Raw genomic sequence first — 14260 nt, 5'->3', positions numbered from 1 at the left:
TAAGGCAACTAAACTTAAACCAAATGTTGATAAAATGCCATTAAATTAAATAGATAGCCAATTTAATGGTAGTGCTAACACTTACTTGGCCAAGTTTTAAATAAAAATAATATTTTTAGTTTTAAGGGTATTTATTTCGTATAGAGACAGTTATGTCATTTTATTAATAATCACCAGGTTAATAATCAAAATAATTGTTGTTCCTTGTTTTCTCATTTAATGGAAAGGGATGGTATGAAAATAAATAAACAAAAAGTATCTTTTTACATCATTTTAATATTAATTATTGTTGCGGGTGGTTTCTATTACTGGAATGTTAATTCAGGTGGTCTACCCGCTGGATTCTCTCAAAGTAACGGCCGTATAGAAGCAACAGAAATTGATATTGCCACTAAGACAGCAGGACGTATTGAAACGATTAATGTAAAAGAAGGGGATTTTGTTAAAGAAGGGCAAGAACTTGCTCGTATGGATACGCGAGCACTCCAAGAGCAACTCCATGAAGTACAGGCACAATTACGCCAAGCCATCAGTGCAGTGACCACTGCCGAGTCTGCTTTAGCGCAACGTAAAAGCGAAAAAGTTGCAGCCCAAGCTGTTGTTCGTCAACGTGAAGCGGAGTTAGACGCAGCGCAAAAACGGTTAAATCGTTCTAGAGCTTTGGTGAGAACCAACGCCGTATCTCAGCAACAAGTCGATGATGATACAGCACAGATGCAAGGCTCTCGTGCAGCACTGGAAGCATCAAAAGCTCAAGTTGCCGCCGCGACATCAGCCATTGATTCTGCAAGCGCTGGTATAGTCCAAGCGAAAAACCGTGTTGATGCAGCGACAGCAACGGAACGCCGTATTATTGCGGACTTAGATGACAGTATTCTAAAAGCGCCAAGAAACGGGCGTATTCAATATCGTGTCGCTGAGCCTGGAGAGGTACTTGGCGCTGGCGGGCGAGTCTTGAACATGGTCGATTTAAGTGATGTGTATATGACATTTTTCTTACCGACTGAAGATGCAGGAAAAGTTGCCTTAGGCAGTGATGTTCACATCATACTTGACGCTGCACCAAATATCGTGATCCCAGCCAAAACCACTTTCGTGGCGAGTGTTGCTCAATTCACACCGAAAACCGTAGAAACACAAAATGAACGCCTAAAATTAATGTTCAGAGTGCGTGCACGAATTTCGCCTGAATTATTAGAGCAACATCTAGAATATGTGAAAACAGGGCTGCCCGGAAAAGCTTATGTACGTTTAGACCCTAATGAATCTTGGCCTGCTGAATTAGAGGTGAGATTACCACAATGACCAATAAACTGATGGGTGATGTGATTATCGATATACAACATGTCAGCCAACATTATGGTGACAATTGTGCGTTGGATGACATTGTACTTTCCATCCCAGCAAGAAAAATGGTTGGGTTGATTGGCCCTGATGGTGTAGGAAAATCAAGCCTGATCTCCCTGATTGCAGGGGCAAGAGTGATTCAACAAGGCCAAATAACGGTACTTGATGGTGATATGAGTGATATTGAGCATCGTAGAGCTGTTTGCCCTCGCATCGCCTACATGCCGCAAGGTTTAGGGAAGAACCTCTACCATACGTTATCTGTTTATGAAAACGTCGACTTTTTTGGCCGCTTATTTGGCCAATCAAAAGCTGAGCGTGAATATCGGATTCAGGATTTGCTTGAAAGTACAGGGCTTGCGCCATTTAAAGACCGTCCAGCAGGCAAGTTATCAGGAGGGATGAAACAAAAGCTTGGGTTATGCTGTGCGCTAATTCATGATCCCGATTTATTAATTTTGGATGAACCTACTACAGGGGTTGACCCGTTATCTCGTGCGCAATTTTGGGATTTAATTGACCGCATTCGTTTGCGACAAACCAATATGAGCGTTTTGGTCGCAACGGCTTATATGGAAGAGGCCGAACGCTTTGATTGGTTAGTGGCAATGGATGATGGCAAGGTGCTCGCTACAGGTCATGCATCTGAATTAAAAGCCCAAACTCAATGTGATGATCTTGAAGCTGCGTTTATTGAATTACTACCTGAAGAAAAACGCAGTGGCCACAAAAAAGTCGTGATCCCTCCACGTGATACCACAGAAGACAATATTATTGCTATTGAAGCCCAAGACCTAACTATGCGTTTTGGTAACTTCGTCGCTGTTGACCATGTGAATTTTAAGATCCCAAAAGGGGAGATTTTTGGTTTCTTAGGGTCTAATGGCTGTGGTAAATCAACCACTATGAAAATGTTGACGGGTTTATTACAAGCCAGTGAAGGGCAAGCATGGCTATTTGGTCAAGAAATAGATCCGAAAGATATCGAAACACGTAAGCGTGTCGGCTACATGTCGCAAGCATTTTCACTATATAGTGAATTGAGTGTTGAGCAAAATCTCGTACTTCACGCCAAGCTTTTTCATATAGCTGAGGACAAAATTCCCCAGCGAGTGGACGAAATGTGCCAGCGTTTTGAACTTGATGATGTGCGAGACGTAATGCCTGACGATTTACCTTTGGGGATCCGGCAACGGTTATCTTTAGCTGTCGCAGTTATTCATGAACCTGAAATGTTAATCCTCGATGAGCCAACTTCGGGAGTAGACCCCGTTGCCAGAGATATGTTCTGGAATTTGATGGTCGATCTATCAAGACGTGACGGTGTCACAATTTTTATTTCTACGCACTTTATGAATGAAGCAGAGCGCTGTGACCGTATTTCACTCATGCATGCAGGTAAAGTCTTAGATTGTGATACCCCTGCTAACCTGACCAAAAAAAGAGGCCTTGGCACGCTTGAAGAAACCTTTATTGCTTATTTACAGGATGCTGTGGGGGATGCAGGACAAGGGCAAGAAACTGCCCCTGAGTTCCATGTTGACCCTGAACTGAAAGAACAAGCGACCGAAGCGTTAAAAAAACGTTTTAGTTTACGCCGGTTATTCAGTTATTCCATTCGAGAAGGGATGGAATTACGTCGTGACCCAGTGCGTTCAACACTCGCGTTATTAGGGACTGTAATTCTTATGTTTATTATGGGTTACGGTATTAGTATGGATGTCGAAAATTTACGTTTTTCCGTACTAGATCGCGACCAAACGGGGTTAAGTCAAGGATATACGCTGAACTTAGCAGGTTCACGTTACTTTATCGAACAACCACCAATCAAGGATTATGATGATTTAGAGGCTGGTATGCGTAGCGGTAAGATTACCGTTGCGATTGAAATTCCGCCTAACTTCGCAAGGGACGTTGCACGCGGCAATAACGTTAAAATTGGCGTGTGGATTGATGGTGCGATGCCAAACCGCGCTGAAACTGTGCGTGGCTATGTGCAAGCGATGCACTTAGCATGGCTAAGTACGATGGCTGCTCGCCAACCCGTTGGCGTTGCTGGTATGCCAGCTATCGACATTGAAACCCGATATCGTTATAACCCAGATGTTCGTAGCTTACCGGCGATTGTTCCCGCAGTTATTCCATTATTATTAATGATGATCCCCGCAATGCTTAGCGCATTGAGTGTTGTTCGGGAAAAAGAACTTGGTTCGATTATCAATCTTTATGTCACCCCGATCACCAAATTAGAGTTTTTACTTGGAAAGCAGCTCCCTTATATTTTATTAGGCATGTTTAACTTTGTATTACTTTGCATACTGTCCGTCTATATATTTGGTGTTGAATTTAAAGGTAGTTTTCTGACGTTAACCTTGGCCGCATTTTTGTATATCAGTATTGCAACAGGAATGGGGCTATTGATTTCATGCTTTATGAAAAGCCAAATTGCAGCAATTTTTGGTACTTCTATCATCACTCTGATACCAGCAACACAATTTTCAGGAATGATTGACCCAGTTTCATCATTGGAAGGTATTGGCCGCTGGGTTGGGATGGTTTATCCAACATCACACTTTTTAACTATCACGCGAGGAACCTTCTCTAAGGGACTAAATTTATTCGATTTACAGTCATCGTTTATCCCATTACTGATCACTGTTCCATTGGTTATTGGGCTCAGTGTTTTATTCCTGAAAAAGCAGGAGGCATAGCGATGATACGTAAAATTCAGAATATTTTTAACCTAGGAGTCAAAGAGTTACGCAGTTTAGGCCGCGATAAAGCAATGCTAGCGTTGATTGTCTTTGCTTTTACGGTATCGATCTATTCGTCCGCAACGGTAACTCCTGGCTCTTTACATAATGCGCCCATTGCGATTGCTGACCAAGATAAGTCACAGTTATCAAATCGGATAATCAATAGCTTTTATGCGCCTTATTTCTTACCACCCGCGGATATCACGCCAGATCAAATTGATGGTTTGTTAAATCGTGGTTCATATACTTTTGCGCTAGATATTCCGCCTAATTTTCAACGTGATGTGCTTGCAGGACGGCATCCTGAAATTCAGGTAAATATTGATGCAACAAGGATGAGCCAAGCCTTCTTAGGAAATAGTTATATTCAAAATATTACCTTAGGGGAAGTGAATGAATTTTTAGCAAAATACCGTAGTAATGCAAGTTTACCTGTTGATTTGGAAGTGAGGATGCGCTTTAACCCTAACTTGACACAGTCATGGTTTGGTTCTGTTATGGCAATCATTAATAATATTACGATGTTATCGATTGTTTTAACGGGCGCTGCACTAATCCGCGAACGGGAACACGGCACCGTCGAACATTTGATGGTCATGCCACTAACGCCATTTGAAATTATGATGTCGAAAATATGGTCAATGGGGCTGGTGGTATTGATTGCATCTGGTGTTTCCTTAATTTTGGTTGTAAAAACATTGCTACAAGTACCAATCGAAGGCTCTATCTTATTGTTTATGTGTGGGGTGGCCTTGAGTTTATTTGCGACAACGTCGATTGGTATTTTTATGGGGACGATTGCACGCTCCATGCCTCAGTTTGGTTTGTTGATGATCTTAGTGTTATTGCCATTAAATATGCTTTCTGGCGGAATGACAGCGCGAGAAAGTATGCCTCAGCTTGTTCAAGACATTATGTTAACCATGCCGACAACGCACTTTGTTAGCCTTGCTCAAGCGATTTTATATCGCGGAGCTGGCTTCCAAATTGTTTGGCCTCAATTTGCGGTTCTTGTTGTTATTGGTGCTGTATTCTTTTCTCTCGCACTCATTCGTTTTCGCAAAACGATTGCCACCATGGCATAACCTACTGTACATAAAACATCCATTAATGCATAAAACGCTTGCTGAATTTTTCAGTAAGCGTTCTAATGCTTCACCTATTAATTATTGGCACATGATTAGGTTGCGCCTATCAAATCGATAGTGGGTAATGATTGGATTAAGCTGCTGTAAAACAGTAACTTAATAGGCAACCAAACAGGAGAACATCATATGTCATTAATTAATACTCAAATCAAACCATTTACTAACCAAGCATTTAAAGATGGCCAGTTCATCGAAGTTTCTGAAAAAGATGTTGCAGGTAAATGGAGCGTTTTCTTCTTCTATCCAGCTGACTTTACCTTTGTTTGCCCAACTGAACTGGGTGATATTGCTGACCATTATGAAGAATTCCAAAAATTAGGTGTTGAAATTTTCTCTGTTTCTACTGACACACATTTTACCCATAAAGCATGGCATGCAAGTTCAGAAACTATCGGTAAAATCAAATATGCCATGATCGGTGACCCAACTGGCGCATTAACACGTAACTTTGAAAATATGCGTGAAAACGAAGGCTTAGCAGACCGCGGCACTTTCGTTGTTGACCCACAAGGTATCATTCAGGCAATCGAAATTACTGCTGAAGGTATCGGTCGTGATGCAGCTGACCTGTTACGTAAAGTTAAAGCAGCACAATATGTTGCAAGCCACCCAGGTGAAGTTTGCCCAGCTAAATGGAAAGAAGGTGATGCAACACTGTCTCCATCTTTGGACTTAGTCGGCAAAATCTAATTAATCTAACCCAATTGATTAACACTGAATAATTCAGGTTGCAGGTGTTTAGGCCTGCAACTTGGATCATGACGGGTATATGTACCCGATTTTATGATAAAAATTAAAGGGGATTACATGCTCGACAATAATTTACAGGCACAGTTGAAAGCCTACTTAGAACGTTTAACTAAACCCGTTGAATTAGTTGCTAATATAGATGACAGCCAAAAATCAAATGAAATCAAGCAGCTGTTAGAACAAATTGCATCTCTGTCAGATAAAGTCACTGTACGTGAAGAGCGCAATAGCGCACTAAGAACACCGTCTTTTTTAATTACTAACCCAGGTACAGATAGTGGTTTGCGTTTTGCAGGCTCACCTTTGGGACATGAATTTACCTCTCTTGTGCTGGCATTATTGCAAATCGGTGGTCATCCATCTAAAGAAGCGCAAGAGTTATTAGAGCAGGTTAAAGGCCTTGAAGGCGAATTCCACTTTGAGACTTATTATTCTTTATCTTGCCATAACTGCCCAGATGTTGTTCAGGCGTTGAACTTAATGGCAGTTTTAAATCCAAATATTAGCCATACGGCTATTGATGGTGCACTTTTCCAAAATGAGATTGATGAACGTAATGTGATGGGCGTTCCTGCGGTTTTCCTGAATGGAAAAGAGTTTGGCCAAGGGCGTATGACGTTAAGTGAAATTGTTAGCAAAGTTGATACCAACGCAGATGCGCGTGCAGCGAAATCACTCACAGAGCGTGAGCCTTTTGAAGTCCTTGTTATTGGTAGTGGCCCAGCAGGAGCTTCAGCAGCAATCTATACCGCACGTAAAGGGATCCGTACTGGCGTAATTGGCGAGCGTTTTGGTGGCCAAGTTATGGACACGGTTGATATTGAAAACTATATTTCAGTTATCAAAACGGAAGGGGCTATTTTTGCAGGCGCATTGAAGAACCACGTGGACAGCTATGATGTTGATGTCATTGATGGCCAATCAGTTGCAAAACTGATCCCTGCGGCAGAAGAAGGTGGATTACACCAAATCGAAACTGCATCGGGTGGGATTTTAAAATCACGCAGTATTATTATTTCAACAGGTGCTCGCTGGAGAAATATGGGTGTTCCGGGGGAACAAGAATATCGTACTAAGGGTGTAACATTCTGCCCACACTGTGATGGTCCGTTATTTAAAGGTAAACGTGTTGCCGTTATTGGTGGTGGTAACTCGGGTATTGAAGCGGCTATTGACTTAGCCGGTGTCGTTGAGCATGTGACCGTTCTGGAGTTTGCTCCGGAACTGAAAGCAGATTCTGTATTACAGCAAAAAGCACGTAGCCTAAAGAATGTTGATATTATCGTCAATGCGCAAACCTTAGAAGTAAAAGGCGATGGCAGTAAAATGACGGGTCTTGAATATAAAGACCGCACTGATGATAGCGTACATTTATTAGAAGTGGCGGGAGCATTCGTGCAAATCGGTTTATTGCCTAATACCAATTGGTTAGGCGACACAGTCGCTAGAAACCGTATGGGGGAAATCGAGATTGATGCACGTAACGAAACCAGTATTAAAGGTATTTTTGCTGCCGGTGACTGTACAACGGTACCATACAAACAAATTATTATTTCAGCTGGAGAAGGGGCAAAAGCCGCACTTAGCGCATTTGATTACCTAATCCGCACAAGTACCAGAACCGCTGAATAGGTGTAATTTACTTTATATTCAGTGAGTTGTAGTCAAAAGGCACTCGGGGGCGAGTGCCTTTTTTTTGTACATAATCTGTACAGAAAAGGCTCAAAAGTGCCTAAAAGTGTTCAAGTGTGGACAACTTGTGGACGATCTAAACGCTGATTTGGTGGTACTTACAGCGGAGAAATGCATCCCAGTGTGGACAATTTGTGGACATGCAAAAGTTAAATTTGTATTGCTTTTTGTCGTTCAAATCATCCTAAAACGAACAATCTATTAAGCTAACTCTGTTCCTCCTTTTAATGGATTATACGTAATCGCATCTTGAAGAAAGTCCGGTGCAAAGTGTGCGTAGGTCAGTGTTTGCTGTAATGTCGAGTGACCTAAGATTCTCTGCAAAGTAATAATACTGCCGCCATTCATCATAAAATGGGTTGCGAAAGTATGCCGTAATGCGTGCGTGGCTTGGCCCTGCGGCATATCAGGCTTAATGGTCTTTATGTGCTTTCTAAACATATCATAAGAGGTGTTTGGAAAAAGCAGACCGGATTTTCGCGTACACACAGCATCCGCGACTTCTTGGGAAATCGGCACAATGCGCGCTTTGCCCGTTTTGGTAAAAGTGAAACGGATTTTATTTTGGATCACGTGCTCGCGTTTTAATTTAACCGCTTCCCCCCAACGTGCGCCGGTACTTAAACATAAAATCGCCACTTTTTTATTATCACCTTTTAATATATTCAGCAGCAGCCCAATTTCTTCATGCGTTAAATAGGACATCTCAGTCGCTTTTTGCTTTAACCGTGATAGCCCTCGTATTGGGTGTTTACCCATAAATAAATCCGTGCGCTTTAAAGCGGTAAATATGCCGCTTATCGCTGAAAAATCACGGTTTATCGTGGAGGGCTTGATACCCGCAGCGAGCCGGAGTTCGCGGTAAAGTGCTAATTGCTTATCGGTTAATAAGCACATCGGCGGGTTATCGAGTGCGGTCGCAATGCGTGTTGCCCTTAATAACGTGTCCTGCGCATATTCGCTACTTTTGCCAAAGGTGTTCCACCACAAATCAATTAAGTCTTGTAGCGGCCGAATATCATTGGATTTATCTAACCAATCTTTGTGCATTTTGTTTGATAGGGCGTAACGTTCAAACAAAACGGCTTCGTGTTTTGTATCAAATCGACGTCTGACGCGTTTTCCTTGACGGCCAGCCGGTCTAATGTCCACTTCATATTGACCATCTTCGAGTTTCTTAATTGCCATAAGAAAGCCCTCCGAGGGTCGATTGGCCTTGCGAGTTAACCTCACAAAATGCCTGATAAATTGTTAACCAGTTTTCTTGTCTGAGTGGGGTGAGCCTGAATTTTCGTGCCCAGTGTGCGCTAAAGCCGGTGCGATTTGGCCAGCTTCAGGATTAACCTCATCGAACATGAACCAATCGCGGTATTTTCTGAACCGGGGGTGCTTAAAGAATTTCATTGCAGACTCCAATGACATTTTGGCTTTTCCACTTTCATATCCATGATAGGTAACATAATTAATACCTACCAAATCAGCAGCTTGCTTAACATTAAGCCTTTCTGACTCACGTATAAGCTTTAGTCTTTCGCTATCGTACGTTGACATTATATAAGAGATCTCTTATTTTATAAGAACACTGATATCTCAATGCAATGAAGCAAAGAGTCCTAAAGCGCTAGAAAGCGCCTGACATAAGAGGGTAGCAGATGAGAGAGAAAATCGTAAGTCTGTCAGATGTTGTGACTGAGGAAAAATTCGCTGAGTTGATTGGTAAGCCAGCAAGCGCAGTGGCAGATATGCGTAAAGCAGGTAAGTTACCGATTGTTCAGATGAAAAGACCCGGCTCTAGTCGTGCGGAGAATTATGTGTATTTGCCTGCATGGAATAATGGTTTAAGGCTTGCGTATGAGTCGTTACCAGTAGAAATGCGCGACGGTTGGTTGGTGTGGTTGGGTTTAGGTAAGCCACAATGAGTCAGGTTATTTGTGTGAGCCATCATTGTGCGGTGTATCGCGGGTTTATGATTATCACGTTACCACGTAAGAAGCAGACACCAATCACACGTTATCACGTTTGGCATGTAGGGGAGTCGTTCGGCAAGTTTGATGCAATGGCTGAAGCGATAAAATATATCGATGGGCTGTGGAGGATGAAAAGTGGAAAGTAATTTAAATGTACTCATTAAAGAGAAAAAATTAGAAATTGTTGAATATGTTACAACAACGCTCGTACCTCTGATTGTTGGTGATTATAGAATGGCTATATCTCTAGATGATGCGATCAATGCAATAGAAAATACATTCGCTGGTTTAGATGAAAATGACAAATTTTTGGAAAGTAAATTAAATATAATTTCATCAATCCTAAAAAAAGATATTGATTGGGCTTCAGCTACTGATGCAGAAATAAATAATAAACTTCGTGAAATAAATGAAAACATTAATAGAGCCTTAAATATAATTAGGTAAGACTCTGATACTAAACAGATATTATTTCTCTTGTAATTTTTCGTTGAGCAATTTTTCAAGTACAGGATAAATTATTGGAAAATCAAACTCAATGTTTGGAAGAGTCGTATGTTCACCTCTTTTTGTACAAATAGTTTTCATCGTTTGTTCAAATAAAAATTTAACTTTTTCTTCATGAGTCATAGTTCAATATCCTTTAGTAGGTGGTTGTTATGCCTGATTCCGGTCAAGAAATTGCAGGCATAGCAAATATACCACACACCATGTTGCCGATCATGGTTAAAAAAATCGGATTAAATATCGTAAGGTGATTATTAATATAGAAAATAATTAGAGTTAGATAGCAATTAAATAATCAAATTAATAAACAATGACCTTTATCGGTCAGGGCTTTTTATTACCTAAAAATGAGGTTTTAAAATGAGACATATTCCAGACCCTATATTTACCCCCGTCGCTGAAAATATAAAAGCGAATAGGGAAGATGAGCGTAAATCATTAATGAATCGTTTTGCTGATCGCCAACGTCAATTAGCCGATAAAGTGTTAACAGAGAAATTAGATTACGCGCAAATACACCAATTATTAGTCGATGAAGCGGATAAGTTCGAGTCACAAGCGGGAGATCTTAACTATGTCTGATGTTATCGACCGCGCTAATGAACATGCGGCATTAGTGCTAGAACAGAATATCCAAGCTGCGAGGAAGCCAGCGAATAGGGTATCTGCGTTTGAATGTGAGAATTGTGATCACCCAATACCAGAAGCCCGCCGCCAAGCGGTGATTGGCTGCACCTTGTGTATTGACTGCCAAATTCTGTTTGAACTGAAAGAAAAACATTACCACAGCGTATGAGAAATCATTTTCTGTAAGCAAATAAAAAGCACACAACCTGCGGGATAGACGCTGATTGTGTGCTCTAAGGTTATCACATGAAATCATATCATATTCAGGCGTTATTGCCTCGCCTTATATACGACTTTCAATTTAAAGAGCAAAATGGCTATTTGCGCCAAGGTGTGTGCCCAAATTGTAAGAAAAAAGAGCTATTTACCTCAATTGAAATGCCGTTTGTGTTGCGTTGTGGCCGTGAAAATAAATGCGGCGCTGAGTTGATTGTAAAAGAGATTTACCCCGATATATTTGATGACTGGTCAGCACACTACCCCAAGACGCAACAAGCACCAAATGCAGCCGCAGATGCTTATTTACAGCACGCCAGAGGGCTTGATATCGCCCCATTGAAAGGGTTGTATTCCGAGTCTAGCTATCATGCCAATGGGTTAGGTGCGGCAACGGTTAAATTTGCTTTACCCGAGGGGGCATATTGGGAGCGCATTATTGATAGGCCCTCACGGTTTGATCGCAAAGCTAACTTTTTTGGTTCTTATAAAGGGCATTGGTGGACACTGCCACAACAGGATTTAACCCAAGCCAAAGAGATTTGGCTAACGGAAGGTATTTTTGATGCACTTAGCTTGATTCAAAATGGTATTGCGGCTGTATCGTTAATGACTTGCCATAATTACCCTGAAGTCGCGTTGAATGCGCTGAAAGCTGCACTAGGGAACAATAAAAAGCCGTTGTTGGTTTGGGCGCTAGATAATGGCGCAGCCGGCGAACGCGCCATGAAAAAGTTTGTTGCCCGCAGTATCGATGATGGCTGGAAAGCCACGGCCGCGAGACCTGCTGAAAAAGAGTGTGGCAACGATTGGAATGACTTACATATGAAAGGCAAGCTAACGGAGCGCGATATCGCCCGTTATCGCTATTACGGTAAGTTGTTGTTAGCCTCAACCGCGTTTGAAAAGGCGCGTTTAATGTTTAACTGGACGGAACGTTCAGAGTTCGATTTTCAACATGATAACCGCTTGTATTGGTTTAAGTTGGATATCGATAAAATGATGAAAACCATTGAGCGTATTCATGATGCCGAACCTGATTTAGATGAAGATGAAGCCAGACAAAAAGCGGTAAAAGAATCAGGTACGGTGGTTGAAATCGCTAATTGTTATCCCACTCCGTTATATTTCCAAAAGTCTGTAGAAACTGACGAATCATGGTATTACATGCGCGTCGATTTTCCTCGCCAACCGCAAGTTAAAGCCACGTTTACCGCCTCGCAATTAACCAGTGCCAGTGAATTCAAAAAGCGTTTATTGCATGTGGCCAAAGGGGCGGTTTATACCGGCACAACTTTGCAATTGGACCGCATTTGCAAACAAGCCTTGCCAGATATTAAAGAGGTGATCACGCAAAACTATGTGGGTTATAACAAAGAGTATGGTGTGTATGTGTTTAATGATGTTGCGGTGCAGGATGGTAAGTGTTTTACGTTAAATGAGGAGGATTATTTCTCTCTCAATAAGTTGGATATCAAGACGTTAAGCCTTAGTCCATCATTGGCCATTAATACCGATTTTAGTGAATTTGATACCAGTTGGTTAAGTTCTCTTTGGGATGCGTTTGGTGCAAAAGGTTATGTGGTGTTGGCGTTCTGGCTGGGTTCGTTCTTTGCGGAGCAGATACGCAAGACCCATAAAAGCTACCCATTTTTAGAAATTTGCGGTGAGCCTGGTTCAGGTAAAAGTACGTTGATTGAGTTTTTATGGCGTTTATGTGGCCGTGCAGATTATGAGGGGTTCGATGCATCAAAATCGAGTGTTGCCGCTCGAGGACGAAACTTTTCACAGATAAGTAATTTGCCAGTGTGTTTAATTGAAAGTGATCGCGTGCAAGATAATGCAAAACTAAAAGCGTTTGATTGGGAAGAGTTAAAATCACTGTATAACGGCCGTGCGACGCGTTCACTAGGGGTTAAAAATAGCGGTAATGAGACCTACGAGCCGTTATTTAAAGGCAGTATTGTGATTGCACAGAATGCAGAGATTAACGCGTCACGCGCCGTTTTAGAACGGATTATTCATCTTTATACCGACAAAGCGGAGCAAAGTGTTGAAACTCGTTATGCTGCCATTGCCCTTGAACGTTATCCTATTGAAAAGCTGTCTGGTTTTCTGCCTACGGTATTGATGAAAGAAGCGGCGATATTAAAGCAATACAATGAGCGTGTAGATGGTTTACAGGCGCAGTTATTTGCGGATAAGGCGATTAACCATGAGCGGATCGCCAAAAACCACGCACAGTTAATTGCGTTGTTGGAAACGTTAGCGTTAGTTCTTCCTGTAAAAGCGGCTCATATACGCCAAACCCGTGACTTTATTATTGAGTTGGCCAAACAACGTGTTCAAGCGATCCAACTCGACCAACCGCAAGTGATGGAGTTTTGGGAGTTGTTTGATTATTTACACGATAACGAGGCCTTTGGTGTGAATCACAGTAGTGAAAAGGGTGTTTTTGCGGTGAACTTTAACCATATTGCACAGGTAGCCAGTGAGTACCGTCAGTCTATGCAATTGAATACCGATATTAAGAACTTATTGAAAGCGGGGCGTATGCGTAAATTTGTAGGCGTTAAGACGGTGAGAAGTGTAGTAAACAGTCAGTTTAATAGCACGCTTGCGGTGGGGAGTACTTTGTCGAAGCCGGATGTGCTTAGATGTTGGGTATTCCAAGAAAACAGTGAAAGCTAGTTATCGTATATTTCCTTTCTATCGGCTGCCTTGTGCAGCCTTTCTTTTATCTAAAGATATCCATCAAAGCAAAATCATAAATACTCAGAATAACAAATAAAGAAGATATTATTGATTGCACAATAAATAAGCATTATTAGAGGTTTTTTATATAAATAGAGAATTTGTGGGGGGGCTTCGGAAAAGCGTTACAAACGTTACAAATTTAGATTTAGTTTGTAATGCATTGATTATTAGTAGAAAGTTAAGCATGTAAAAACGTTACAAAAGCGTTACTTTGCCGTTACGCGTAACGGTTTTAAAAGGTTACAAACTAGAAATATAACTTATTGTTTTATAAGGATGTAACGTTTAGCACTCTGTTTTGTAATGCGTTGTAACGGTTAAAACGTTACATTAGAATTATTTATTATCAATAGGTTATGATTAGTTTTTGGATGGTGTAACGGTTGTAACGCTTTTCCGAACACGTCACCGTTATTTTTGATAAGAATTTCGTTTGCTACGAGTGAAGTAAGAATGGACTATTATTTGATCTTTTTGACAACTAATCAGAATT

At 41.4% G+C, this 14260-nt stretch carries 14 protein-coding genes; 11 read left to right on the top strand and 3 right to left on the bottom strand.

What is annotated here, in order from left to right; genetic code table 11:
• The first annotated feature begins 234 nt into the window (after window positions 1–234).
• From PZ638_RS11165 to ahpF, 5 genes are all read left to right on the top strand, one after another.
• Complete coding sequence (locus PZ638_RS11165) at window positions 235–1305, top strand: HlyD family secretion protein (RefSeq protein WP_094960609.1); 1071 nt, start codon at window positions 235–237, stop codon at window positions 1303–1305.
• The gene (rbbA, locus tag PZ638_RS11160; RefSeq protein ID WP_144139979.1) at window positions 1302–4058 is read left to right on the top strand and encodes a ribosome-associated ATPase/putative transporter RbbA; all 2757 of its coding nucleotides are present in this window, start codon (window positions 1302–1304) and stop codon (window positions 4056–4058) included. Before PZ638_RS11165 ends, rbbA begins: the two co-directional genes overlap by 4 nt.
• Before the next feature lie 5 nt (window positions 4059–4063).
• Window positions 4064–5188: an ABC transporter permease gene (locus PZ638_RS11155; RefSeq protein ID WP_164456325.1), complete on the top strand. Its 1125-nt coding sequence runs from the start codon at window positions 4064–4066 to the stop codon at window positions 5186–5188.
• Between the two features lie 189 nt (window positions 5189–5377).
• On the top strand, window positions 5378–5941 hold the full coding sequence (gene ahpC / locus PZ638_RS11150; protein WP_004254784.1) for an alkyl hydroperoxide reductase subunit C: 564 nt from the start codon (window positions 5378–5380) through the stop codon (window positions 5939–5941).
• Window positions 5942–6058: 117 nt separating this feature from the next.
• Window positions 6059–7633, top strand: a complete 1575-nt coding sequence (ahpF, locus tag PZ638_RS11145) for an alkyl hydroperoxide reductase subunit F (RefSeq protein ID WP_036957764.1) — start codon at window positions 6059–6061, stop codon at window positions 7631–7633.
• A 261-nt stretch (window positions 7634–7894) separates the two neighbouring features.
• Here ahpF and PZ638_RS11140 read toward each other — a convergent pair whose 3' ends face one another.
• Together PZ638_RS11140 and PZ638_RS11135 are read right to left on the bottom strand one after the other, a co-directional pair.
• Complete coding sequence (locus PZ638_RS11140; RefSeq protein WP_181469265.1) at window positions 7895–8881, bottom strand: phage integrase; 987 nt, start codon at window positions 8879–8881, stop codon at window positions 7895–7897.
• A gap of 63 nt (window positions 8882–8944) precedes the next feature.
• Window positions 8945–9244 carry a helix-turn-helix transcriptional regulator gene (locus PZ638_RS11135; protein ID WP_164528876.1) on the bottom strand — a complete coding sequence of 100 codons (300 nt, stop codon included), beginning with the start codon at window positions 9242–9244 and terminating at the stop codon, window positions 8945–8947.
• 101 nt (window positions 9245–9345) lie between these two features.
• Between PZ638_RS11135 and PZ638_RS11130 the strand changes: the two genes are divergently transcribed.
• Genes PZ638_RS11130 through PZ638_RS11120 form a run of 3 tightly spaced genes read left to right on the top strand, consistent with a single transcriptional unit; the run spans window position 9346 to window position 10107 of the window.
• Window positions 9346–9612, top strand: coding sequence for a Cox family DNA-binding protein (locus PZ638_RS11130; protein WP_153673444.1), 267 nt, complete (start codon window positions 9346–9348; stop codon window positions 9610–9612).
• The gene (locus PZ638_RS11125) at window positions 9609–9806 is read left to right on the top strand and encodes a hypothetical protein (protein WP_275612211.1); all 198 of its coding nucleotides are present in this window, start codon (window positions 9609–9611) and stop codon (window positions 9804–9806) included. The genes PZ638_RS11130 and PZ638_RS11125 overlap by 4 nt, the downstream gene beginning before the upstream one ends.
• A complete protein-coding gene (locus tag PZ638_RS11120) occupies window positions 9796–10107 on the top strand; it encodes a hypothetical protein (RefSeq protein WP_153673442.1) in 312 nt (103 codons plus the stop codon). The genes PZ638_RS11125 and PZ638_RS11120 overlap by 11 nt, the downstream gene beginning before the upstream one ends.
• A 21-nt stretch (window positions 10108–10128) precedes the next feature.
• Here PZ638_RS11120 and PZ638_RS11115 read toward each other — a convergent pair whose 3' ends face one another.
• Window positions 10129–10290, bottom strand: coding sequence for a hypothetical protein (locus PZ638_RS11115; protein ID WP_153673441.1), 162 nt, complete (start codon window positions 10288–10290; stop codon window positions 10129–10131).
• A 237-nt stretch (window positions 10291–10527) separates the two neighbouring features.
• Between PZ638_RS11115 and PZ638_RS11110 the strand changes: the two genes are divergently transcribed.
• The 3 genes from PZ638_RS11110 to PZ638_RS11100 all read left to right on the top strand — a co-directional run bounded on the left by PZ638_RS11110 (window position 10528) and on the right by PZ638_RS11100 (window position 13701).
• Window positions 10528–10749 carry a DUF2732 family protein gene (locus PZ638_RS11110; protein ID WP_076913939.1) on the top strand — a complete coding sequence of 74 codons (222 nt, stop codon included), beginning with the start codon at window positions 10528–10530 and terminating at the stop codon, window positions 10747–10749.
• Window positions 10742–10963 (top strand): TraR/DksA family transcriptional regulator, encoded by a 222-nt coding sequence (locus tag PZ638_RS11105; protein WP_004254739.1) that lies wholly within the window; start codon window positions 10742–10744, stop codon window positions 10961–10963. The genes PZ638_RS11110 and PZ638_RS11105 overlap by 8 nt, the downstream gene beginning before the upstream one ends.
• A 77-nt stretch (window positions 10964–11040) precedes the next feature.
• On the top strand, window positions 11041–13701 hold the full coding sequence (locus PZ638_RS11100; RefSeq protein WP_275612210.1) for a toprim domain-containing protein: 2661 nt from the start codon (window positions 11041–11043) through the stop codon (window positions 13699–13701).
• Window positions 13702–14260: the final 559 nt, after the last annotated feature.

Source organism: Providencia hangzhouensis (assembly GCF_029193595.2).
Lineage (GTDB): Bacteria > Pseudomonadota > Gammaproteobacteria > Enterobacterales > Enterobacteriaceae > Providencia > Providencia hangzhouensis.
This window is presented reverse-complemented; position numbering and strand designations above follow the sequence as displayed.

Bases quoted from the DNA above. Each gene is read 5' to 3' on its own strand.
- PZ638_RS11165 (WP_094960609.1), top strand. From the start codon at position 235: ATGAAAATAAATAAACAAAAAGTATCTTTTTACATCATTTTAATATTA.
- rbbA (WP_144139979.1), top strand. From the start codon at position 1,302: ATGACCAATAAACTGATGGGTGATGTGATTATCGATATACAACATGTC.
- ahpC (WP_004254784.1), top strand. From the start codon at position 5,378: ATGTCATTAATTAATACTCAAATCAAACCATTTACTAACCAAGCATTT.
- ahpF (WP_036957764.1), top strand. From the start codon at position 6,059: ATGCTCGACAATAATTTACAGGCACAGTTGAAAGCCTACTTAGAACGT.
- PZ638_RS11140 (WP_181469265.1), bottom strand. From the start codon at position 8,881: ATGGCAATTAAGAAACTCGAAGATGGTCAATATGAAGTGGACATTAGA.
- PZ638_RS11135 (WP_164528876.1), bottom strand. From the start codon at position 9,244: ATGTCAACGTACGATAGCGAAAGACTAAAGCTTATACGTGAGTCAGAA.
- PZ638_RS11130 (WP_153673444.1), top strand. From the start codon at position 9,346: ATGAGAGAGAAAATCGTAAGTCTGTCAGATGTTGTGACTGAGGAAAAA.
- PZ638_RS11125 (WP_275612211.1), top strand. From the start codon at position 9,609: ATGAGTCAGGTTATTTGTGTGAGCCATCATTGTGCGGTGTATCGCGGG.
- PZ638_RS11115 (WP_153673441.1), bottom strand. From the start codon at position 10,290: ATGACTCATGAAGAAAAAGTTAAATTTTTATTTGAACAAACGATGAAA.
- PZ638_RS11110 (WP_076913939.1), top strand. From the start codon at position 10,528: ATGAGACATATTCCAGACCCTATATTTACCCCCGTCGCTGAAAATATA.
- PZ638_RS11105 (WP_004254739.1), top strand. From the start codon at position 10,742: ATGTCTGATGTTATCGACCGCGCTAATGAACATGCGGCATTAGTGCTA.
- PZ638_RS11100 (WP_275612210.1), top strand. From the start codon at position 11,041: ATGAAATCATATCATATTCAGGCGTTATTGCCTCGCCTTATATACGAC.